The 23,762-nt window shown below is 32.9% G+C and carries 14 protein-coding genes; 6 read left to right on the top strand and 8 right to left on the bottom strand.

Translation table 11 applies throughout. The annotated features are described in order from the left end of the window. Positions 1–256 precede the first annotated feature (256 nt). The 3 genes from LNP27_RS10725 (at position 257) to LNP27_RS10715 (ending at position 1,863) form a co-directional block, all read left to right on the top strand. A complete protein-coding gene (locus LNP27_RS10725; RefSeq protein WP_229941602.1) occupies positions 257–586 on the top strand; it encodes a hypothetical protein in 330 nt (109 codons plus the stop codon). Between the two features lie 247 nt (positions 587–833). Next, entirely contained in the window at positions 834–1,223 is a 390-nt protein-coding gene (locus tag LNP27_RS10720; RefSeq protein WP_229941601.1) for a DUF1398 domain-containing protein, read from the top strand. A 202-nt stretch (positions 1,224–1,425) separates the two neighbouring features. Further along, the gene (locus tag LNP27_RS10715; protein ID WP_229941600.1) at positions 1,426–1,863 is read left to right on the top strand and encodes an acyl-CoA thioesterase; all 438 of its coding nucleotides are present in this window, start codon (positions 1,426–1,428) and stop codon (positions 1,861–1,863) included. Positions 1,864–2,023: 160 nt separating this feature from the next. On the opposite strand, the gene LNP27_RS10710 is transcribed toward LNP27_RS10715, so the two are convergent. The 4 genes from LNP27_RS10710 to LNP27_RS10695 form a co-directional block, all read right to left on the bottom strand. Then, positions 2,024–3,607, bottom strand: a complete 1,584-nt coding sequence (locus LNP27_RS10710) for an efflux MFS transporter permease (protein ID WP_229941599.1) — start codon at positions 3,605–3,607, stop codon at positions 2,024–2,026. Positions 3,608–3,611: 4 nt separating this feature from the next. Then, positions 3,612–4,664, bottom strand: a complete 1,053-nt coding sequence (locus LNP27_RS10705) for an HlyD family secretion protein (RefSeq protein ID WP_229941598.1) — start codon at positions 4,662–4,664, stop codon at positions 3,612–3,614. Between the two features lie 37 nt (positions 4,665–4,701). Further along, on the bottom strand, positions 4,702–5,946 hold the full coding sequence (locus LNP27_RS10700) for a TolC family protein (protein WP_229941597.1): 1,245 nt from the start codon (positions 5,944–5,946) through the stop codon (positions 4,702–4,704). Positions 5,947–6,327: 381 nt separating this feature from the next. Next, positions 6,328–7,158, bottom strand: coding sequence for an AraC family transcriptional regulator (locus LNP27_RS10695; RefSeq protein ID WP_229941596.1), 831 nt, complete (start codon positions 7,156–7,158; stop codon positions 6,328–6,330). A gap of 157 nt (positions 7,159–7,315) precedes the next feature. On the opposite strand from LNP27_RS10695, the gene scpC reads away from it, so the two are divergent. The 3 genes from scpC (at position 7,316) to tamL (ending at position 16,610) form a co-directional block, all read left to right on the top strand. Next, positions 7,316–8,821 carry a succinyl-CoA:acetate CoA-transferase ScpC gene (scpC, locus tag LNP27_RS10690; protein ID WP_229941595.1) on the top strand — a complete coding sequence of 502 codons (1,506 nt, stop codon included), beginning with the start codon at positions 7,316–7,318 and terminating at the stop codon, positions 8,819–8,821. Positions 8,822–9,319: 498 nt separating this feature from the next. Further along, positions 9,320–14,323 carry a translocation/assembly module TamB domain-containing protein gene (locus LNP27_RS10685; protein ID WP_229941594.1) on the top strand — a complete coding sequence of 1,668 codons (5,004 nt, stop codon included), beginning with the start codon at positions 9,320–9,322 and terminating at the stop codon, positions 14,321–14,323. After that, complete coding sequence (gene tamL, locus LNP27_RS10680; protein WP_229941593.1) at positions 14,316–16,610, top strand: translocation and assembly module lipoprotein TamL; 2,295 nt, start codon at positions 14,316–14,318, stop codon at positions 16,608–16,610. Before LNP27_RS10685 ends, tamL begins: the two co-directional genes overlap by 8 nt. 230 nt (positions 16,611–16,840) lie before the next feature. On the opposite strand, the gene LNP27_RS10675 is transcribed toward tamL, so the two are convergent. From LNP27_RS10675 to LNP27_RS10660, 4 genes are all read right to left on the bottom strand, one after another. Beyond that, positions 16,841–18,460, bottom strand: a complete 1,620-nt coding sequence (locus LNP27_RS10675; RefSeq protein WP_229941592.1) for an ABC-F family ATP-binding cassette domain-containing protein — start codon at positions 18,458–18,460, stop codon at positions 16,841–16,843. A gap of 128 nt (positions 18,461–18,588) precedes the next feature. Further along, entirely contained in the window at positions 18,589–19,677 is a 1,089-nt protein-coding gene (locus LNP27_RS10670; RefSeq protein WP_229941591.1) for a glycoside hydrolase family 18 protein, read from the bottom strand. Positions 19,678–19,824: 147 nt separating this feature from the next. Beyond that, positions 19,825–21,855 carry a beta-N-acetylhexosaminidase gene (locus LNP27_RS10665; RefSeq protein WP_229941590.1) on the bottom strand — a complete coding sequence of 677 codons (2,031 nt, stop codon included), beginning with the start codon at positions 21,853–21,855 and terminating at the stop codon, positions 19,825–19,827. A 332-nt stretch (positions 21,856–22,187) separates the two neighbouring features. Then, complete coding sequence (locus tag LNP27_RS10660) at positions 22,188–23,753, bottom strand: RagB/SusD family nutrient uptake outer membrane protein (protein ID WP_229941589.1); 1,566 nt, start codon at positions 23,751–23,753, stop codon at positions 22,188–22,190. Between the last annotated feature and the right edge of the window lie 9 nt (positions 23,754–23,762).

Below are 23,762 nucleotides of genomic sequence, written 5' to 3'. Positions count from 1 at the left end.
TAGTTTTAATCACTCGAAGTCCTTAAGTCAATCTTTGTGCCAATACAAATGACACTATTAAAATGTCAGTTTATGTTAAAATTGATATTAATAAATATGACAAGATGACATTTTAGACTGACTGACATAGGTACAGCTCAATAATTATAGCGCATCTTTATCCTAATAAAGATACTATAGCCAATATCTATTTAATAAATCAAATCAGAAATTGATTGGCTTATTTATAATTCAATTCCTATATTTAAAAAAAAACATGAAATTTTCAACAATACAATTAGGAACCAATAAAATAGAAATTTTCAATTCTTATTTAGGAAAAGAAACCATACAATTGAACGGCGAAACTGTTTCCAAAAAAAAATCGATCACTGGTGCAACACACACTTTTACTATAATTGAAGAAGATCGAACAGTACCTTGTAAAATAATTTTGGGTTATGGTGCAAATGGTGTCGTTATGGATTTCTACAAAGACGGGATTCCAATTATAAAATCTCCTAGATCATCATTATTAGTGCTTTTTTTTATATCTCTTTTTATTGTATTTGGAGTAATTATGCAAATTGTATATCATAATTACTAAAAATACAACTAGGACTTAATCATTTAGTAAAATAATATCATCTAAATTAGCATTTGTATTTTAGCTTTCATTCGCTTAAAATATAAATAAAAACCATAGTGTTCCAAAGATCATTAATATTGAATATTTTAAAATTATAAAGGACTTATTAGTTAAGAAAACTTCTGTCGCAATCCTGAATTTAGTTCTAATTAATTACCTGTTTTAAATAAAACCAATACTTTTGTCATTCATTAAATTAAAAAACATGTTTACAATCGAGCAAATAAAGCAAGCACATGATAAAGTTCAAACAGGTGCCGATTTCCCAAATTACATAAAAGATCTTATTAAACTAGGCGTGCGCGGTTACGACACTTACGTGAAAGACGGCCAAGTATCGTATTTTGGCGTGGATGACTTTTCGATTAGCGCTACTGAAAAATATCCTGCCATACAGATAACTCCCACAGCAAATAAAGAACGCTTTATAGAATTTCTGGTAATTCATCAAGATGGACAAACTGATTATATCACATTTTGCAACGATGCTGCTAATTGCGGAATCGCATCTTGGCGCGTTGATATTATGGAAATGACTTGTACTTATTTTGACAGTTCGGGTGTGCCTATTTTAATTGAAAAGATACCAATTTAGTAAATAAAACTATATTTTGATACCTAATATAGTAACAACGATAAATTAATCGCTCCCCAAAGTCATACTTTGAAGAAGTCTTTTTTCAGTCCTTACCTTTCCTACTACTCGAATTTTATAGCAGGTGGCAGCACAATAGTAAATTCTCAAATTCAGCTACTTGGGGAAGCAACATAATACTTTACTAAAACATAAAAAAATAATGACATCATTCACAAAACAATTATCCTTGCGTTGGTCTGACTTAGATCCAAATTTTCATGTTCGTCATAGTGCTTACTATGATTTTGGCGCACAACATCGTATAGAGATTTTAGAGAGCCTAGGATTGACAATGAAAGTTTTGCAACAACAACATTTTGGCCCCATATTATTTAGAGAAGAATGTATTTTTAGAAAAGAGATTAAACTTTCTGATAAGATTGTACTACATACTAAAATTTCTAAAATGAAACCGGACGCTTCCCGTTGGTCAATTGTACATGAATTCATGAACGAAGAAAACAAATTATGTGCAGTAATAACAGTTGATGGCGCATGGATGGACACCAAATTGCGAAAAATAGCAGATCCAACCCCTGAAATTGCTATACAGGCGATTAGCCATTTCCCTAAAAGCGAAGACTTTATTCGACTTTAAATAGTAATTTACTATTCGAAATTTGGGATATTTTAGAAATTGAAATCTAAATAATTCCAAATTTCGAATAGTTTTTTATTTACAATACATATCATAATCTCAACAGGAACATGTTCTTTTGAAAATCAAAATAGTAGCATTAAGATTACTAATTGCTGTTCTAGTTTCCCCAAATCCTATTTCTAAAAATATCAAATGTTTGTTTCAAATGCTGATTGACCAACAATAAAACAACAATAATAAGCATAGCGTAACCCATAAACGTAAAAATTTCCATGTTGGACAATAAAATCGATTGTTTGGATACGGAACTCACAATTTGCTTAATGGCTAATTTATTAGCGTTATCGTCAGCATATCCTTTGGCAATAAAACTTTGGGTGATTTGCACTACACGCGTTTGAGTTTCGGGACTCTCCGGTAGAACAAATTGACTCAACTTTAAATAATGGTTTCTTTGTAAAAATACTCCCGCATTTTGAATAATAGCAAAACCTATTATGCTCCCCCAAAAACGTCCTGCAACTCCAACAACTCCTGCAAATGGCCCATAATGAGTAGGTACAGCAGATACTGTAAACAACACTAATGGCACAAATATGATTCCAACTGCAACTCCTTGCAACATATACGGAATAGCAATATCATACAATGAAACATCAGGCACAAAAAGGAAAGTAAACCATAAGTGAAACACTGCAAAAAGAGAAAATCCAATAATAAACATATACTTTGAAGAAACTGATTTAGCCAAAAATATTCCTGCCAAAATCATCCCTACAACATTACCTACCAAATTCAAATATTGCACATTTGCCACTCTAGAAGGTTCCCAATTCCAAACGGTAAACATCGTACTATGACAAATATTTAAAGTCGATCTCGCAATATAAAAGAAAACCGATATAAATAATCCTGTTCGTAAATTGGCATAGCGAAATACTCTCATGTCAAAAGTAGGTCGTTTGACGAGCATTTGTCTCAAGATAAAAAGTCCGCCTGTTAGTAATGAAACTACAAGCGCTATTACAATTTGTTGGGAATCAAACCAATACTTTTTTTCGCCATAAACAAAGAAATAAGCTCCTGACAAAAGTGAGGTAATCAAAAAAATAAAACTTGACCAGTCCACCTGATACAATGGTATTTTTCTATGAAAACGATGACTTTTAAAAGTAAGCATAACTAAACCCACACATACGATTTGGAAAAATGCAGAACCATACGTCATGTATTTCCAATCGTAATTTTCAAGAAGCCAAACTGCAATATTCATTATAAAAGGTGTTGCCAAAAATAAAGCACTATAATTAAGGGTAAAACCAATAATTAATGCGTGTTTTGACTTGAATCTTGAAATCAGAAATTGTCGTAAAGGAACACAAGGCAATGCCATTAATACGCCTTCAGCCATTCTAAGAATAATAAATATCGAAAAATTTTCGATGTAAGCTGTTAAGATGAATGTTAGCGCAGAAAGACTATATATTGTCAGAAAATATTTTTTGGTTGGAAAAAACTTAAACAATCTACTTTCGACCAATATAGTTGTCAAAAAAGTAGCATACGTAACAATCATTGAAAACTGTAAATCTTCTGGCTCCACATCCAAAAAACTGGCAGCATACGTCACATTGGAAGTGTAAACGCCCAACAAAACCATCGAATGCAACAGACAGAAAAATATAATAGCGATTATAGCCCAATTGGGAACCCAAGATTTAAAGACCTGTGTATTTGACATCTGCTTATTTATGTTCAGCCACAACCACCATATTCATGCCCGCTCTAAGAAAATCAGTTTGTTGATCATTTTCTTTCAATTTTATTCTAACAGGAATCCTTTGTTCGATTTTAATAAAGTTACCCGTTGCATTATCTGGCGGCAATAGCGAGAAACGCGCCCCACTTGCTGGTGATAAAGATTCGATGATTCCGATAAATTTTCTTCCATCAACAGCGTCAGCTCTCATCTCAACTTCTTGTCCAACAGACAAATACTGCAGTTGCGTTTCCTTAAAATTAGCCGTAATCCATTTTTCCTTGCTGACAATAGAAACCAAAGTTTGTCCTTCCTTTATCATTTGTCCCGGCTGAATTATCTTTTTTCCCACCCAACCATCATAAGGAGCGGTGATTACCGTAAAAGATAGAAACAAACTAGCGTTATCAGCAACGGCTTGTTTGGACTGAATTACCGTTTGAGCAGTTGGTATTTTAGCAGAAGCTTCTGAAGTATTTAATACCGCCGACTGAATGGTGTTTGCTATTTCGCCATAATGTGCTTTGGCCAGTTCATAATCCGCTTTTACCTTTTCAAGTTGCTGTTCTGTTGCGGCATCTTCTTTTAACAAAGATTGGTAGCGGTTGTATTCTAATTTTGTTTTCCAGACTTGAGTTTTGGCAGCCGCCAATTGAGATTGTCTAACCGAAGTCGTATTAGCAGTTGTAGCCACATTTTTTTCTACTGTTGTGAAATTACTTTTTGCATTTTCAACATCGGCCAAAGCCACATTCAAATGCGATGTATGTTCCTTGTTATCCATCACAATCAAAGTATCTCCTTTATGAACAAACTGATTTTCATTATAACGTACTTCCTGAACATATCCCGTTATTCTTGCCATAATAGGCGTAACATATTGATCAACTTGTGCGTCATTAGTTTCTTCATGGTTCTTATTAAAAATATAGAACCAAATACCCAAAATAATTCCGCTGAAAACCAGAATACTGGCAACAACAGTGATTAATTTGCTAAACGATTTATGGGCTCTTGATTTATTTTCTGCTATTATCATATAGAAATGAAACTAAAATTATTGAAAACTTTGATTGTTATTTATTAAGTATTCCGGCGGTATGAAGCAATTCATATTGTTTCATAGCACCATCAATTTTGGTAGAAATTTTGTTGAATTTTGCTTGAAGCAACGCATTATCGGCATCGACCATTTCGGTGATTAGAACCAACTGATTGAGGTATTTTGCTTTGACAATACGATAATTCTCTTGGGCTAAAACCAAAGCTTTATCAGTAACTTTCAGTTTATCTAGGATTTCCTGATACTGTGTATAATTACGAAATACTTTATCTGCCATCTCATTTTTCACCATTTCAGATTCATTTTTCTGCAATTGTACTTTCAAATTAGCAAGCTGAACTTTGGCTTTATTTTTATACAAATTTGAAATATCATAAGAAGCCTCAATCCCCACCTGCCCTATAGTGTACATAAAAGGCATATCTAGACTAAAAGTCAAATACATCGGATACCTTAAATTATAATTTCCAAACAAGGCTAGTTTGGGTAAAGCATTTGCCTTTACCATCTTCAACTCCGTTTTTTTGACATCAATTTCTCTGCTTGCAATACGCATTTCTTCGTTTTGCATCGTTTCCTTAAAATAAAAATCATACTGTTTCAAATCAGGTGTCATTTCAATCAAGCCAGCTGTATTAATCGCAATATCATCGTCTTCCGGCAACTGCAATAGTGTCTTTAAATCCTGAAGTGCAATCCTGATATTTTTTTTATTGGTTAAAGAACTTAAGTCACGGTCAGAAAGTTGTAATTCGGCACGAAGGACTTCATTTTTGGTAACGATTCCATGGCTTTTAAATGCTTTCACTTCATTTAATCGTTCTTGTTCTTCTTTAATGCTTTCTTCGATTATTTTTTGGAGTTCCATCATCTTGTAAATTCCCAAAAAAGTAGCTGTAACCTCTAATTGAACATCGTTCTGCGTTTTCTCCACTTTTATTTCAGCAATTTCATTTTCTTGTTTTGATTTTTTAATTTCATTTTTGATCTTACTTCCTTCATAAAGTGGCAAATCAAATTGAGTAACCGCATCATAGATAGTATTACCAGGTTCTGGAGCGACCACTATTTGCTTGGTAAATCCACCACCTTCCCATAAGGTAACATCTGACAATCTAGAATACATCGCATTAAAACCAATTTCCGGTAAACGAAGATTTTTGGCCTCTTGAATTCCGACTTCGGAAATTTTCTTTAAAATATGGGATTTTTGGATTGTCCTATTATTCTCTTTTGCAACTTGGATTGCTTCATTCAAAGTAAGGCCTTTTGGTTCCTGCGCATGTAATCCTATGGAAACTTGAAAAAAAAGGAAAGCTGATAATAGAACTCGCAGAAAATTAATTCTCGATTGGTTTGAAAAAACCCAGTTTATGAGAAACATAATATAAAAGTATTTACCGCAAAGGTATCGACTCTATTTCATGTGGTAAAATTAACAAAAGTCATATATTTATTCATTTCGGACAAAATAAAAGACTATTGTATTGCGAAATTCAATTATTAAAAATAGTTTATTTGGATTAAACAATTGTTGTTGAAATTTGAATATTGTCATTCTTATAAATAGAATTTACCCTCATTAAAAAACTTACATCTCTTATAGGTTTCAAAAAACGACATCCTTTTTACTGATAACTCATATATAACTATTCTTTTTTAGAATCTCCACACCGTTTAAATAATCCGAAGGTCGTTGTCCTAAAGTTTTGAAAAAGGTATTACTAAATGTTGGTACGCTATTATAACCAACTGCTTGAGCCACTTCATTTACCGAAAGTTTTTTTTCAAGCAATAATTCAATGGCTTTTAAAATTCTTCGAATTGTGAAATATTGAATAAAAGACATTCCCAAGTCTTTTTGAAACAAACGGTATAAAGAGCGTTCGCTAAAACCAAATCGATCTGCTAAATCCGAAAAAAGTATTGTGTCTCCTAAGTTTTTGTCTAAATAATAAATAATCTTAATCAACCGAATATCCTTTGGAGAAGGCAGCGATAAAGGCAAATTTGTCAAGCAGATTTCTGGTAAAATAGCTTTAATCGCAAGGGCAATACTATAATTACGACTTCCCTTTTTCAGATTTCCATTCCATCGATTGGTGAAAAGCATCATTTGCAACAATAAATCATTGATGGGGTAAATCCCTTCGGTTCCATAAAAGGAATCTTCATTCATTTCTACCGGAAAATACAAATTACGCATCATTACGCTTTGAAAATTGGGTTGAATGCTATGTGCAATTCCAGCAGGAATCCAAATAAAATGTCGTGCCGGAAGAAAATAAGTTTTAGCCTCCGTGGTAACATACACGATTCCGCCCTCTGCATACAGCATTTGGCCTTTTTCATGTTTATGACTTGGAATCCTCAATTCTCCCATTAAATCATGATGGCAATAAATACTTTTTTTATCAGTATCAACCTCTCTCGTATAATATTTCTCTGCTAAAATCGTAGGCTCTTCCATGCTGGCTGAAATGAATATCTTTATGGCTTCTTACAATATTTATCCAATTTCATTTTTTGCTAAAATTGTAGACCTACAAATTATATTCAAAAAAATCAATTCATTCATTAAGGAAACATCATTTTTTAGGTGTTTTATTTCAAAATAAAAACAAATTATGCAATTGGACAGAATCAGATTTCAAAGTTACAAAGACAAAGTTATTTCTGCGCAACAAGCCGCTCTTTTTTTCAAAGACAAAATGACTATTGGAACCAGCGGATTTACAAAAGCAGGCGATAGTAAAGCCGTTTTACCTGCTTTTGCCGAAAGGGCTAAAACGGAAACGATCGCAATAACATTGATTACAGGCGCTTCTTTAGGGCAAACTACAGATACAGATTTAGCTAATAATAATGCTTTATATAAAAGAATGCCTTTTCAATCAGATGCTAGTTTGAGAAAAAAAATAAATGACGGTACGATATTGTATATCGATCAACATCTAAGTGAAACTGCTGAATTATTAGAAAATAAACATCTTCCTAAAATTGACATTGCAGTAATTGAAGCCACTTACATTGATGAAAACGGAAATGTTATACCTACAACTTCTGTGGGAAACTCCGCCACTTTTGCGCATTTAGCAGATAAAATAATCATCGAAATAAATACTTCCATCCCTTTGGAGTTTAAAGGAATTCATGATGTTTACACCTCTAAATCGTATCCGAATAGAGAGATTTTAAACATCACTGCAACAGATAGTCGAATTGGCCAAGATTATATTAGTATTGATCCTAAAAAAGTGGTTGGAATCGTTTTTACAGAAATTCTGGATAGCCCTGCAAAACCAACCGAAATCGATCCAAAAACGGCTGCTATTGCCAATCATTTGTTGTTATTTTTTGAAAATGAGATTAAAGAAGGTCGTTTAACCAATTCACTAATGCCATTGCAAGCCGGAATTGGGAAAGTCGCTAATGCAGTTATGTCAGGATTTGCCAAAAGTAATTTTGAAAATTTAGTCATGTATTCAGAAGTATTGCAAGACAGCACTTTTGAACTCATTGACAGCGGAAAAATGAGTTTTGCTTCAGCCTCTTCGATCACGGTTTCTGAAAATTGTTATAAAAAAACTCTTCAAAATTTCGCTTTTTATAAAGACAAGATAGTTCTTAGACCGCAAGCAATCAGCAATTCGGCAGAAGTAATCCGAAGACTAGGCGTCATTACAATTAATACAGCCATTGAATTTGACATTTATGGCAATGTAAATTCCACACATATTTCCGGAACTAAAATGATGAACGGAATTGGCGGTTCGGGAGATTTTGCCAGAAATGGCTATTTGAGCATATTTGTCACTCAATCGTCTTCAAAAGAAGGTAATATTATTTCTCACGTTTTGCCCATGGTTTCTCATGTAGATCATACCGAACACAATGTCGACATTTTGATAACGGAACAAGGAGTCGCTGATTTAAGAGGACTTGCTCCAAGAGAACGAGCTCAAGTCATCATTGAAAATTGTGTGCATCCAGAATATAAAGCGGAATTATTTGATTATTTTAACCGTGCTTGTCTGCGTGGAGGTCATACTCCTCACCTTCTCGAAGAAGCATTTAAACTTAACTTACGATTTATAGAAACAGGAAGTATGAAGAAGCAAACCACAATCTAATTCCCTTTTTTCTATGTTATACTGAAAACTACAGCCTAAAAAGTTGTAGTTTTTTTTATACTAACCTTGACCGTGTTTTTTATTATTTTCATTTATATGAAAACAATAAATACCTAGTTGCTTCAATACCAATCACAATGAAATTTAATTATCTTTAAATTTCAAATAAAATTATAGAACCATTTTAAACAACCTAATAGAATAGAAGCGCCCATCAAGTAAAAAAGAGAGGTTTTACCAAAATATAATGCAATGTTAATGATTCTTAAAAAGCTTTTATTATACTAGATAACTACTGTTTTTTTATTAAATCTCAATTTACAGAAGTTACTTTACTAAAAACATTAGCAAATTTGATACTTAAATTTTACAACTTTATCTTTAAATTTTATAAAGACTTTTACGTCAATTTCTTGATCTTTACGAACTAGTGAGTTTAGTAATGAAATTGTAATTCTAATTATAATTCGCTATTTTTAACCCATAAAAAATCCGGATTTGAAAAAATATTTAAAGAAAAGTCTGAAAGTTTTGCTATGGATAATGGGAAGCATAATTCTATTATTCCTTATTCTTGTTATAGCGCTTCAGGTTCCTTCTGTGCAAAATTTTGCTAAAAATAAAGCAGTTACTTATTTAGAAGGAAAAATTAAAACGAAGGTTAAAATAAACCGTATTGAAATTGGGCTTCCGAAAAAAGTAATTCTTGAAGGTGTTTATTTTGAAGACCAAAAAAAAGACACTCTTTTTGCTGGTAAAAAACTGGCTTTAGATATTAGTTTGTTTCAATTAATGAACAACAAAGTCGAAATAAATTCCGTTCAGCTGGAAGGAATAACCGCCCATTTAAATCGAGATTCCAATTCCGTTTTTAATTTTGATTACATAGTCAAAGCCTTTGCTTCTCCTGAAAAACAGAAGAGTGACTCACCTCCAATGCAATTTTCAGTACAAGAAATTAAACTAGATCGTATTCAATTTAAGTATGATGATTTAATTACTAAAAATAATATTTACGCCTACTTAAATAATTTTCAAACCAACATTAAAACATTTGATCTAACCAATATGAACTTTGAAATTCCAAAGGCAAAAATCAATGGTTTAAAATTCAAATTCAAACAAGGTATAGTTGAGTCTTCAAAAAGCAACGAATCTTCAACTAAAAAAAATGAACCTGAACCTATATTAAAATTAAAACTTGGGGAAATTGATTTGGCAAAAATTGACGTGGACTTCAAAAGCGAGTCGGCAAAATTACAAACTGCTTTTTACATTAAAAAGTTACTTGCTAAAATTGACAGAATGGATCTCAACAATCAATTTGCGATTATTGAAAGTCTAGATCTGACTGGTGTTGAAGGTAATTTAGCAATTGGAAAAATAGAAAAAAAAGAAATCGAAGAAGCTATTGATGTTGTAGAATCTAGCGGTTGGCAAGTAAAGGTAAACTCTACTGAGTTCAAACGAGTGAATTTCCGTTTCGACAACAATAATTTTGCACCGGTATCAAAGGGTTTAGATTACAACCATATAGACATCACAGGTTTGAATCTAAAACTAAACACACTGAATTACAATACTGAAAACATATCTGGCATTGCTAATTCACTATCGGTTAAGGACAAAAGTGGATTGAATATTCAAGACTTTAAAGCTGAATTTTTCTATGGAAAAAAGAATGCATTTTTTAAAAAATTATATCTAAAAACTCCCCAAACTGAATTGAGAGATGAGATTCGTATTGGTTATCCTTCCATTGAATCTTTAGCAAAAAATCCAGGAGAACTAGGTCTTGTTGCTAATTTTAAAAACAGCAAACTCGGATTTAAAGATATCCTATTGTTCGTCCCTACCTTAAACAATACAAGCCCATTTAATACAAATCCAAATGCGGTACTGCTAATAAACGGAATAGTTAAAGGGAAACTAAAAAATATAGAATTTCCTGCTCTGGAAGTTAGCGGAATTGGTGCTACAAAGTTAGCTGCCAGCGGAACTATCGTTGGTTTACCAGACATCAATAAAGCCTATTTTGACCTAAATATCAAAGATTTACAATCGACTGAAAAAGATATTGCTAATTTTTTACCAAAGGGAACAGTTCCGAATAACATCAAATTGCCTTCAAAATTTGATGTCAAAGGTACTTTTAAAGGAACAATTGCCAGCTTTAATACCAACTTGAATTTGAAAAGCAGTTTTGGTGATGCAAAAATCAAAGCGTTTTTCGACCAAAGTAGAAAAAAACGCGAGAAATACGATGCTCAAACCGAGCTGATTAATTTTGATTTGGGTAAATTAATAAAAAATGATTCTATTGGAAAAATAAGTTTAAAAGCGAACGTAAAAGGAACTGGTTTTGACCCAAAAACAGCCTCAGCTACAGTAAACGGAACTATCTTAAAAGCGTATTACAATCAATATACATATAAAAATTTGAATTTAAAGGGTGCAATTGCTAATGGAAACTTTAAAGCAAATGCGACCGCAAATGATCCTAATTTATCGTTTGATTTAGTCAGTAGTGGAAGTTTTAAAGATAAATATCCTACTGGAAAAATAAGACTAAACGTAGATATAGCTGATTTAGAAAAACTAAATCTGCATGCTGGACCTTTAAAAATAAGAGGAGTTGTTGATGCTGACATTATATCTGCAAATTTAGATTACTTAAACGGAACCGTGCATGCACACAGTATCAATGTGATTAATGAAAAAAATGAATTTGCAATAGATTCTATAAGTATTGTAGCAAAATCTACTGCGCTAGCTAATACACTGTCTATAAATTCGCCTTTTCTAGTTGCAGATATTGAAGGGAAGTACAAACTTTCTAAAATCGGAAATGCTTTATCAAACTCAATTGCAAAATATTATGACAGTAATCCTAATGCTAAAAAAGTAGCAGTAGAAAATCAGTATTTCAATTTTAAAATTGCGGTAAAAGACGATCCAATTATCTATAAATTAATTCCTAATTTACAGAATCTAGAGCCTATTAACATGACAGGAAAATACAATTCTGTCAATGATTCTATTGTTTTGAAAGGATCAGTTCCCAAACTTATTTACGGCGAAAACACGATTACAAATGCAATTTTGGATGTTAATACTAAAGATAACGCTATAGTTTACAGTTTAATTATTGATGACATTCAAAACAAACAAATTCAGCTACCTTATACTAGTCTTGCAGGAAAAGTAAAGGAAAATATTCTTGATTATACGTTACAGTTAAAAGATGTAAAAGAAAAAGAACGATTCTTAATCGCTGGGACTTTAAAAAGTATAGATGGAAATAATGAGGTAAGTCTAGAACCTAGTAATTTATTACTGAATTATGAATCTTGGAAAATAGCACCTGAAAATGTAATCAGCATTGGTAACAAAGGAATTTATGTAGGTGATTTTGATTTAAGTAAAGCAGGAAGTCATATCATCGTTCAATCAGAATCCAAAGCTGTAAATGCGCCAATTGCAATCGACTTTAAGGATTTTGACATCAATACTTTAACTAGTTTTGTAGAGAAAAGTGATTTACAATTGAGTGGTAAAATTAATGGGAATGCAAAGGTGAAGGATTTAAATACTAAACCACTTTTTACTTCAGATTTAAATATTACTGATTTTGCGTTTAAAAAAGATACGGTTGGTAACATCAGTATTACTGTTAATAATACAATTCCAAATCAATATGATGCTAAAATAGCAATAACAGGACAAGGAAATCAAGTTAATCTAGAAGGATTTTACAGAGCAGAATTAAGTAGTTTCAACCTTAATTTAGATATTGAGAAGCTTAATTTAAAAAGTATTCAAGGCTTCACATTGGGTAACCTCACAGAAAGCACTGGTTTTCTTAATGGTAATTTCGAAATTACAGGAAACACTTCGCAACCAAAAATAATTGGCGAATTGAAATTTAATGATGCTGGATTTAAAGCAACTCAACTTAACGCTAAATTCAAATCTATAAATGATAAAATTGTATTTTCAAATGATGCAATTATCTTCAACAATTTCACTATCAAAGACCAAAACGACAATGACTTAGCGATAAATGGTAAAATAAACAGTACTAATTTTAGCAATTTTGGATTCAATTTAACTGTTGATGCGGAGAATTTCCAAGCCGTAAATTCAAAAGAAAAAGACAATGATTTGTACTATGGCGAATTATTTATGGACAATCATTTGAAAGTAACAGGAACACTTGGTAACCCATTTGTAGAGGGAAATATCAAAATCAATAAAGACACTAAATTTACTATAGTACTGCCTCAATCTGATCCATCTATAGCCGACAGAGAAGGAATTATAGAGTTTATTGATCAAGACAAACCGCAGATTATAGAAACCGTTACACTAGAAAAATTGAATAGCGAAATGGACATAAGAGGCGTAAACGCTTCAGTAAATATCGAAATAGATAAAGACGCTGAATTGTCCTTGGTAATTGATAAAGCCAATGGAGATTTTATTAAATTAAAAGGGGAAGCTCAGCTGAATGGTGGTATTGACCCATCGGGTAAAACAACATTAACCGGGCGATATGAATTATCCGAAGGAAGTTATGAAATGAGCTTCAATACTATCAAAAGAAAATTTGATATCAAAAAAGGAAGTTATATACTTTGGACTGGTGAACCAACAAGTGCTGATGTGAATATTACCGCTCTTTATAAAACAGAAGCCGCTCCTATTGACTTAGTAAACGACCAATTAGGATCTGTTAGCGCGGAAACTAGAAATACGTACAAACAGAAAATCCCTTTCGAAACTGCTTTAAAAATTACAGGCGAATTGATGAAGCCTGATATTTCATTTGACATTATTTTGCCCGAGGGAAATAATAGCGTATCGACAGAAATTATCAATACCACTAAAGCAAAACTAAATCAAATACGTCTACAAACGGATGAATTGAATAAGCAGGTTTTTGCTCTGCTTTTACTAAATCGCTTTATTGGAGAAAATCCGTTTGCAAGTGAATCTGGTGGAGCTAATGTTTCGTCACTAGCAAGGGAAAGTGTAAGTAAAATTTTATCGCAACAACTAAATAATTTAGCCGCAGATTTAATTGATGGTGTAGAACTCAATTTTGATTTGAATAGCTCTGACGATTATACAACGGGACAAAGACAGAACAAAACAGATTTGAATATTGGAATCTCTAAAAAATTACTAAATGACCGTTTGAAAGTAACTGTAGGAAGTAGTTTTGGAATCGAAGGACCGCAACAAACCAATCAAAATGCTAATAATATAGCAGGTGATGTTAGTATTGATTATCAATTGTCAAAAGATGGAAGATATAAATTACGAGCCTATCGTGTCAATAAATACCAAGTGGCACTACAAGGCGAAGTTGTAGAAACTGGAGTGGCTTTTATAATGACTTTAGATTACAACAAATTCAGAGAGTTAATTGCGTCTAGCCAATCTAAAAAGGCCCTTAAAAAAACAAAACAAGAATCAAAAAAGAAAATAGATGAGTAAGAGTAGTTTGTTATATTGTCTTTTTTTAGGAGTACTTATTTCATCCTGCAGCAACACGCGTTTTTTACCTGAAGGCGAATTGTTGTACACTGGTGCAAGCATAAAAGTAGAAGGAAAAGAAGCCACAAGTAAGCAGAAGAAAGAACTTAAAAACCAGTTAAAAGAATTGGTAAGACCAAAACCTAATGCTACTATTTTAGGATTGCGACCTAAATTATACATTTATAATATTGCTGGAACTCCTAAAAAAGATAAAGGCTTTCGCCATTGGCTAAAAAACAAAGTGGGTGAAGCGCCTGTTTATTTCAGCAAAGTAGATTTAGAATATAATAAAAGTGTGTTACAAAATTTCACAGAAAATAGTGGCTACTTTAATGCGAGAACTTCTGCTGACTCTACAAGAAGGGGTAAAAAAGCAAGTGCAGAATATCTTGTAAAGCCTGCTAAACGGTATACAATTAAAGATGTGAAATTCCCCACTGATTCATCGGTAATAGGAAAAGCAATACGCAATACAGGTCGTCGAAGTTTACTTAAGAAAGATCAGCCATACAATTTAGAAATAATCAAGCAGGAAAGAATTCGAATTGACGGAAGATTGAAGGAAAAAGGATATTACTACTTTAATCCAGATTATATTATCGTACAAGTCGATAGTACTGTTGCTGATCACAAAGTGGATCTAATTGTAAAAGTAAAGGATCAAACTCCAGAACTAGCTGAAACACCTTATAAAATAAATAAAATTGTTGTTTATCCAAATTATTCGATAGGTATTGATAGTTTAAAAGACAATAGTAAATCAATAAAAAAGTACAAGGATTTAACTATAGTCGATTCAACAAATATGTTTAAACCGTATGTTTTTGAGAGGGCTTTAAATTTTAATAAAAATGATTTTTACAATCGCACTGACCATAATTTAACCTTAAATAGACTAGTAAATTTAGGAACTTTCAAATTTGTAAAAAACCAATTTATGGTTTCTGATACTACCGGTAACTACTTAGATGCTATTTATTTTTTGACCCCGTTGCCCAAAAAATCTTTACGATTAGAATTATTAGCAAAAACGAACTCTGCTAATTATACCGGAACTGAACTTAACCTGAACTGGAGCAATCGCAATGCGATTGGAGGTGCTGAGTTGTTAACTATTTCTACTTTTGCTGGTGTTGAAGTCCAAGTTGCTGGTCAGAATAATGGTTTTAATGTGTATCGTTTTGGAGGTGAGGCGAATTTAATTTGGCCACGATTGGTAGCACCATTCAAGTTACATTCCGCTACTGGCTTTGTACCAAAAACTAAATTTACTTTAGGGTACGAATATCAAAACAGAACCAAATTGTACTCTTTACAAACTTTTAAAGGATCGTTTGGATATTTGTGGAAAGAAAACGAGAGGAAAGAGCATTTGCTGAATGTTACTGAAATCACTTTTGCCAGTCCTCAGAATGTTACACAGCTTTATAAAGATCAAATTTTAATAAACGAATCTTTAGGGAAAGTTATTGAGAAACAATTAATTTTTGGACCAACATATTCTTACACCTACACTAACACTGCACAAAAGAGAAAAAAAAACACATTCTATTATAAAGGTACTGTTGATTTAGCTGGAAATATTGCTGGTTTAGTTACTGGAGCAAATATTAAAAAAGGAGATACCATAAATATATTTAAAGTACCTTTTAGTCAGTTTATAAAAATAGAAAATGACTTTAGACATTACTACAAATTAGGACGTGATTCTCAATTAGCGAGCAGATTAATTGTGGGAGCCGGATACGCGTTCGGAAATTCACGTGAAATGCCATTTATAAAACAATTCTTTATTGGTGGAACTAATAGTTTAAGGGCTTTTAGAGCGCGTTCTGTTGGACCTGGAACATTTGATGGTGCCGCAACAAATACAAGTACTTTTCTACCAGATCAATCAGGAGATATAAAATTAGAGTTCAATACAGAATACCGAGCTAAAATTTATGGATTAGTAAAAGGTGCGCTGTTTTTAGATGCTGGAAACATCTGGTTACTAAATGAAGATCCTGAGAAACCAGGAGCTAAATTTTCAAAAAAATTCATGAGCGAATTAGCTATTGGAGCTGGTGCGGGATTGCGTTTCGATTTTTCATTTTTAATTCTCCGCACTGATTTTGCCTTTCCCATACGTAAACCGTATTTATCTGAGGGGAATAGATGGGTTTTAGATAAAGTAGATTTTGGAAGCGGTTCCTGGCGCAAAGAAAATCTAATTTTTAACTTGGCTATTGGATATCCTTTTTAATAAAATTTACAATATAAGCAAGTCGAAAGTCATAAAGTCGAAAGAAGAAACATTGCGAATAATCCCTTAAAACCAACCTGTTGTGTCGTTTTTAACTAATTTTAAAATACGAAATTATACGATGTTTACTACTTACTAAACCATTGTTATCAAATAAAAACAAACGGTTTTATACAAAAAAATCTCCTGAAATTCAGGAGATTTTTTTTTGACTAATTATAAAGTAGCTTTTATACAGTATACATTTTAACTCTTAATTCTTGAACTTTTTCATCATCCAGATAATCATCAAAGGTCATATATCTATCAATAGCACCATTAGGAGTTAATTCGATAACTCTGTTTGCAACAGTTTGAGAAAATTCATGATCATGAGTAGTAAAAATCACAGATCCTTTATAGTTTTTCAATGAATTATTAAAAGCGGTAATAGACTCTAAATCCAAGTGATTTGTAGGCTCATCAAGCATTAATACATTAGCACGTTCCATCATCATTCGAGACAACATGCAACGTACTTTTTCTCCTCCAGATAACACTCTACAGGTTTTTAAAGCTTCTTCACCTGAAAAAATCATTTTCCCAAGGAAACTACGAATGTTTACCTCATCGCGTTCTTCTTCCGTTTTTACCCATTGGCGTAACCAATCAACAAGTGTATAATCACTCTCAAAAAAAGAATGATTTTCAACTGGTAAATAGGCTTGATTAGTCGTAACTCCCCAATCAAAAGTTCCAGAATCCGCTTTTTGATTTCCGTTCAAAATTTCGTAAAAAGCCGTGGTAGCACGTGAATCCTTAGAGAAAAGTACGATCTTATCTCCTTTTGCCATGTTCAAGTCAACACCTTTAAATAAAACATCTCCTTCAATAGAAGCACTCAAATTTTGCACATTCAAAATTTGATCTCCTGCTTCACGCTCTTGGTCAAAAATAATAGCAGGATAACGACGACTTGATGGTTTTATCTCAGATATATTCAACTTACTAATCATTTTTTTACGAGAAGTAGCTTGTTTTGATTTGGCTACATTCGCGCTAAAACGACGAATAAATTCTTCTAATTCTTGTTTCTTTTCTTCGGCTTTCTTGTTTTGTTGTGCGCGTTGTTTTGCCGCCAACTGACTTGACTCATACCAGAATGTGTAGTTTCCTGAGTAGTGGTTTATTTTACTAAAATCTATATCGGAAATATGTGTACAAACTGAATCTAAGAAGTGTCTGTCGTGTGAAACAACAATTACAGTATTTTCATAATTTGCTAGGAAATTTTCTAACCAAGCAATAGTTTCGAAATCCAGGTCATTGGTAGGCTCATCCATAATTAGCAAATCAGGATTTCCAAATAAGGCTTGCGCCAAAAGTACACGTACTTTTATTTTTCCTTCTAAATCACCCATTAAAGTATAATGATGCTCCTCATTAATTCCAAGGTTTGATAACATAGATGCAGCATCAGAATCAGCATTCCAGCCATTCATTTCTTCAAATTGCACTTGCAACTCCCCTATTCTATCCGCATTAGAGTCATTATAGTCAAGATACAAGGCATCCATTTCTTTTTTGATTGCGTACAAGGTTTTATTTCCCATCATTACGGTTTCAAGAACAGTACTGTCGTCAAACATATTGTGGTTTTGGTTTAAAACCGACATACGTTTTCCAGGTTCTAAGTGAATATGTCCTGAAGTAGGATCCATTTCACCTGCAATCATTTTAAGAAAAGTTGATTTTCCAGCACCGTTAGCGCCAATCACTCCATATATATTGCCGTGGGTGAAGGTCGTATTTACTTCGTCAAACAAAATCCTTTTGCCAAACTGAACTGATAAATTATTAACTGTTAACATGAATATCTTTTTATAAAAATTTTTGCAAAAGTACGAAAAAAATACTGATTTTTTGGTTTAGAAAAACGGCTATCTAGAAACAGCGCTCTTTAAATAGCTTGCTTTAGTTTTAAATTAAAAAACCAATTTTATTTTGCTGTTTTAATTTGGTGAATTTTAGCTAACAATCCATTTCTAGGAGTGTCTTGAACCAGCTCCCAAAACATAATTCCTCCTAACTTGTTCTTGACAACATAGTGTGTTTTTTCTGCTATTGAATTTAAATCATCACCTGTAGCAAATAATTGTTCCGTTTCATTGTACCAATGTCCCGCTTTCGCTTTATCATCCCAGAAGTACTTCCAACCTTTCTCTTTTGTATAAGTAGTTGTGTAATTTTTAAAGGTTATGCCTGTTGTATGAACTCCAGATTGATATAGGCCATTATTACTATTTGCCACGTTTTTCCAAACTCTTGTGTAAAAAGCCCCTCCAATAACTAGTTTTTCAGAAGGTATCCCGATATTAACTAAATATTGCACGGCACGATCTGCTGATTCTTCAGCGGAGTTAGTACTAAATAATGGAGCATGATGTCCTGTAACTTTTGAATAGCCATTAACTAAATCGTAACTCATAATATTAACACGATCAACTAAAGGCATTATTTTTTTCCATTCTACAGCATCGTCTAAAAATTTTTGAAATCCTCCTGCAGCAAAACTAAGTTCATTGTTCTTCCCTAATGTTTTTCGTAGCATTACAATTAAGTCTGTAAAGTTTTTCTTGTCGGCCGCTTGATATAAATGTCCCGGATGCCCTTCGATAGTTGGATATTCCCAATCCAAATCAATCCCATCGGTTCTAAAATAATCATTAACTTTTTTTACTGATTCTGCGAAAAGTAAACGTCCTTCTGATGTTGAAAAGGCTTCAGAACAAGGAGCGCATCCGCCCCAACCGCCTAAAGAAAGCATGATTTTAAGTTTTGGATATTTGATTTTAAGAGAAACCAAGTGTTTTATTGAAAGTGAGTCCTGCGCATTATCTACGCTTAGCTTACCGTCTTTTAAATGACAAAAACTATAAATAATGTGGGTGAGTTTATTAATCTCAAATTCATCAATTTTCTTATCATCACCAGTATAATAAGCAATAACTGCTATTTTTTTTTGTCCGAGAACTGAAGGCGCTATTGTTATAACAGCTACTAAAAGAAACATTTTTAAGTACTTCATGAATAGTAATTTAAGTTAAATATTGTAGTCATAGCATTCATTAGTAAAAATAGAAAAAACCTGATAAAAAATTATCAGGTCAATCCTCTAATCTAAACACAAATAATGTAAGTCAATAAAAATAATTCACTTTAGTACATTACGCTTTTAAGCACCTATCAATTTTTTCAAACTAGTGTAAACGGCTAATTCCACATCAGCATGATCTTTAGAATTACATTGTTTTATCAAATCATTCAAAAGAACTGCATTCGGTGTTTGTTTGTTTTCTATTACCAATAAAAGTTGTTGTGACAAATCGCTTAAACTTTTTGATAAAGGTAAAATGGGTTGCACAAGAGGTGCGTTTGAACTTAAGTTCACTAAATCAGTATTAATCGCAATCCACTTTCTTAAGAAGCTGCTAACTAATAGCTGATTATTAGCGTTTTTGGTCTTTAAATAAAGATTTACTGCCGCTTCGAAATCTAACGCGTCTGAGGCATCAGGTGCGCATGCATCTGCAAATAAAGTTAGTGGGGAATACATTTGATATTCGGTTCCGCCTTTATTTCGGGAATAAATTTTTAGTGGTTCGCAAATATTCGAAAAATCTTCTAGCGCTTTTATCTCCTGATTGTTAGCGATGTTTCTTAAAAGTACCGCTTTATTTCTGATATGCGTAATTCCAAGTTCTTCCAATCGAAATGAAACATTTTTGAGTCTTTTGTGCATACTGTTCAAATCAACAACATCTTGATTAGACCATAATCTTTCCGCAATCGCAGCTGTTCTTGGCCAAATTCTAGAATCTAACGTCATAGGGCTTACTAGTTCAGTCCACATAGTGGCTTCACCACCTAATATTCTAGCTTTCTCTTCCGCAGTAAGTGTACTATTTTGCGGAATGGGATCATTCAAATAATGGTCATTTACGCTTTGCATCAAATCAATATAAAAGCCATTTGACAAAACGGTTTTATATCCATTTTTTGCTGCATTTGCAACAGATTGTCCAACTGGGAGACCTTCATTTGGACCTTTCCACGAATGAATAATGGCATTTTTAGACATGTCTTTTGTCATAATCTCTTCCCATCCCATCAATTGTTTTCCATGTTTCTTCAACATTGGAACTAACTGCATTGTAAAATGAGTTTGAAGGTCATGATTAGTTACTAACTTATTTTTCTTTTTAAATTCCTGAATTTTTGGATTAGAATCCCAATCTTTACCTTCATTTTCATCTCCACCAATATGAAAATAATCTCCAGGGAATAAAGGGCAAACCTCATCAAAAATCTCACTTAATAGTTGATAGGTTTTAGGATTTGATGGATCTAAAGTTGGATTAAATATTCCCGCATTGCGTTCGATTTTATTAGTCGAAATAGCTGTTATTTTACTTCCAATTTCAGGATAAGCCGTCAAAATTGCCGAGGCATGTCCGGGAACATCAATTTCAGGAACCACTAGAATCCCTCTGTCATTAGCATATTTAACAACACTTTTAATTTCCTCCTGAGTGTAAAACAAACCATCAGAAGCTAAGTCAGTCAATTTTGGGTGTTTTTTTATCTGAATTCTCCAACCTTGATCGTCTGTCAAATGCCAATGAAAAACATTCATTTTTACGGCTGCCATTGCATCTAAATTTCTTTTGATCACATCAATTGGCTGAAAATGTCTAGCCACATCAATCATAAGCCCGCGCCAAGTAAATCTTGGTAAATCAGTGATTTTGGCAGTAGGAAAATAATAAGAAGTACTATTATTTTGCAATAGTTGCAATAATGTCTCTAAAGCGTGAAGTGCACCAAGATCTGAAGTTGCATTTATCGTTATTTTATTGGATTGAATGTCTAACTGATAACTTTCGTCTTCATAAAGTCCAATTTTACCACTTTGAACACAATTTATTTGTAATTCAGCTGTTGGATCTTGATTTATTTTGGTCACAAAGCCTTGTTGAAAAAACAATCCTGTTCTTCCGTCTAATCGTCGTAAAAAATTGGTTGCACCTGTAAAAATCCTAGGGTTAGGATTACCTGTAATGTTTACTTTAAAGTTTTTGCTTAAAGCAAAGGTACCGTCACTCAAATTTATATTCTGAGGCCAGGGCATCAAATCTAATTGTTCTTTTTTTATTTGGGCATTTGATATAAAAGCCACAAATAATAAGATTAAGGAATATTTCATATAGTAGTAACTAAATTTAAATGTTGTTTTTAATAATCATTAGCATTTGAATTTGCTTTTTTCAGCTCTTAGAAAAACCTACTGGCTCATTTGCTAAAGAAAAATAATAATATTTTTTTTGAAGAGTTCCCTTCAGGTTACTTTTTAAATCTTAGAATTTAAATAATTATGAAATCGCTAAAGTATAAGGAATACTATTGAATTTTTACGAGCAGCTAAATTTAATCAATAAAACGTTTTAGAAAAACTTAATTTTCAAAAAGGTAAAATATTGACAAAAAAAATGGCACAAGCAATTGCTTACTTATGCCATTTGACACTAACTCAAATTCTTAGAAATTTGGTGCAGTAGTATCCCACCAAAGTCTTGTGGCTCCATTGTCAAGGCCTCCTAAGGCAGCTACTCCTGAAGCTACTCCTTCCTTATTATTAGTTACTTCTGAATCTGAAAAAGCTAACCTTCTAACGCCAAGTTCGGTACTAATAATACCATTACTTTGGTTATTTGATATTCTGAACAATTTTGGATATCCAGTTCTTCTAAATTCTGACCAAGCTTCTTGTCCGTCAGGATAAGTAGCAATCCATTTTTGGGTAATAATCTTCTCTAGATTTTTTTCTTTGTCAGTTCCCCAAGCAACAGTAATTTTACTAATCGCTTGTGCATTATTTGCAGGATTAAGTGGATCTATATAATCTTTAGGGAGTTTAGTGTTATCTGTACTGTAAGCTGCAGCACCTTCTACACCATTTTGCTCAAATGACGCTTTTATACCAGCCTCATATAAATCTTTAGCAGTTCCGCCCATGTTCCATCCTCTCAAAGCACCTTCGGCTCTAAGAAAATAAACTTTTGCGGTAGACATCCAAGTAATTTCCCCAGTTTTAGTTCTAGGACCTGTTTGAGAGAATTTAGAATAAGTACTTCCAGAAGGATATACAATTCCGGTTCTTACACCTTTATACTCTCCAGGAGTGATTTTTGAAGTATTCCAATATTTAGCTATTCTTGGGTCTTGATAGCCTCCTAATATAGATTCCATATCAGCGCCCATAAATAAACCTACCCAACTATGACTCATAACATCAATTACGTTAAGATCAGTAGGAGATTTAATTTTTAACGCATCACCATTATTTGTAAAAACTCCTAATGAATGACTGATCGCTTTTTCTGCTTCCGTTTTTGCTAAGGCAGGGTCAACTTTAGAAATACGCATGGCCATTCTTAGTCGCAAGGAATTAGCATACTTAGTCCAGTTTGCATATTTCCCCTCATACAATGACAAATCAGTTTCATCAAATGCTGTTTTTTCGCCCGCAGCATTTCTTTTTGTTAGCTCTGCAACAGCAAAATCTAGATCCTTAAACATTTGATTATAGATGTCTTTTTGCGAATCGTAAGTAGCAACACCTTTACCAAATTTAGAGTAAACAGCTGGTCCGTACATATCCGTAATTCTTTGCATAGTAGCAACTTTCAATATCAGTGACCAAGCGTAAAATTGATTAAATTTATCTTTTGAACGTTGTTCTGCCTTGTATAAATACGAGATAATATTAACGTAAGCATCGTCCCAGGCATAACTGTTCCATCCTCCATTCAAAACATAATCATGATTATTTTGTGGTCCAAAAGGAACTGGAGTAGTCATATAACCTGACCACCCATCAGCTTGTAAACTTTGCTGAATTTGGTATTGCCATGTAGTTTCGCAAATATACAAATGATTAAAAGCTGGTTTAAATAGAGATTTGATACTATTATAGTCTTGATCTAATTGTTCTGTAGTTGCTCCTTCTGGGTTTGTATTTATCTCCTCAAAATTATCCGTACAACTAAAAGCCGTAAGGAAAGAGAGGCATAATGCTGTTCTTTTTATTTTATTTATTGTCATGATTGTTAA

This window comes from Flavobacterium galactosidilyticum, assembly GCF_020911945.1.
In the GTDB taxonomy this organism is placed as follows: Bacteria; Bacteroidota; Bacteroidia; order Flavobacteriales; family Flavobacteriaceae; genus Flavobacterium; species Flavobacterium galactosidilyticum.
This window is presented reverse-complemented; position numbering and strand designations above follow the sequence as displayed.

Bases quoted from the DNA above. Each gene is read 5' to 3' on its own strand.
- LNP27_RS10670 (WP_229941591.1), bottom strand. From the start codon at position 19,677: ATGAAGTACTTAAAAATGTTTCTTTTAGTAGCTGTTATAACAATAGCG.
- LNP27_RS10705 (WP_229941598.1), bottom strand. From the start codon at position 4,664: ATGATAATAGCAGAAAATAAATCAAGAGCCCATAAATCGTTTAGCAAA.
- LNP27_RS10665 (WP_229941590.1), bottom strand. From the start codon at position 21,855: ATGAAATATTCCTTAATCTTATTATTTGTGGCTTTTATATCAAATGCC.
- LNP27_RS10660 (WP_229941589.1), bottom strand. From the start codon at position 23,753: ATGACAATAAATAAAATAAAAAGAACAGCATTATGCCTCTCTTTCCTT.
- LNP27_RS10675 (WP_229941592.1), bottom strand. From the start codon at position 18,460: ATGTTAACAGTTAATAATTTATCAGTTCAGTTTGGCAAAAGGATTTTG.
- LNP27_RS10715 (WP_229941600.1), top strand. From the start codon at position 1,426: ATGACATCATTCACAAAACAATTATCCTTGCGTTGGTCTGACTTAGAT.
- LNP27_RS10695 (WP_229941596.1), bottom strand. From the start codon at position 7,158: ATGGAAGAGCCTACGATTTTAGCAGAGAAATATTATACGAGAGAGGTT.
- LNP27_RS10725 (WP_229941602.1), top strand. From the start codon at position 257: ATGAAATTTTCAACAATACAATTAGGAACCAATAAAATAGAAATTTTC.
- scpC (WP_229941595.1), top strand. From the start codon at position 7,316: ATGCAATTGGACAGAATCAGATTTCAAAGTTACAAAGACAAAGTTATT.
- tamL (WP_229941593.1), top strand. From the start codon at position 14,316: ATGAGTAAGAGTAGTTTGTTATATTGTCTTTTTTTAGGAGTACTTATT.
- LNP27_RS10720 (WP_229941601.1), top strand. From the start codon at position 834: ATGTTTACAATCGAGCAAATAAAGCAAGCACATGATAAAGTTCAAACA.
- LNP27_RS10710 (WP_229941599.1), bottom strand. From the start codon at position 3,607: ATGTCAAATACACAGGTCTTTAAATCTTGGGTTCCCAATTGGGCTATA.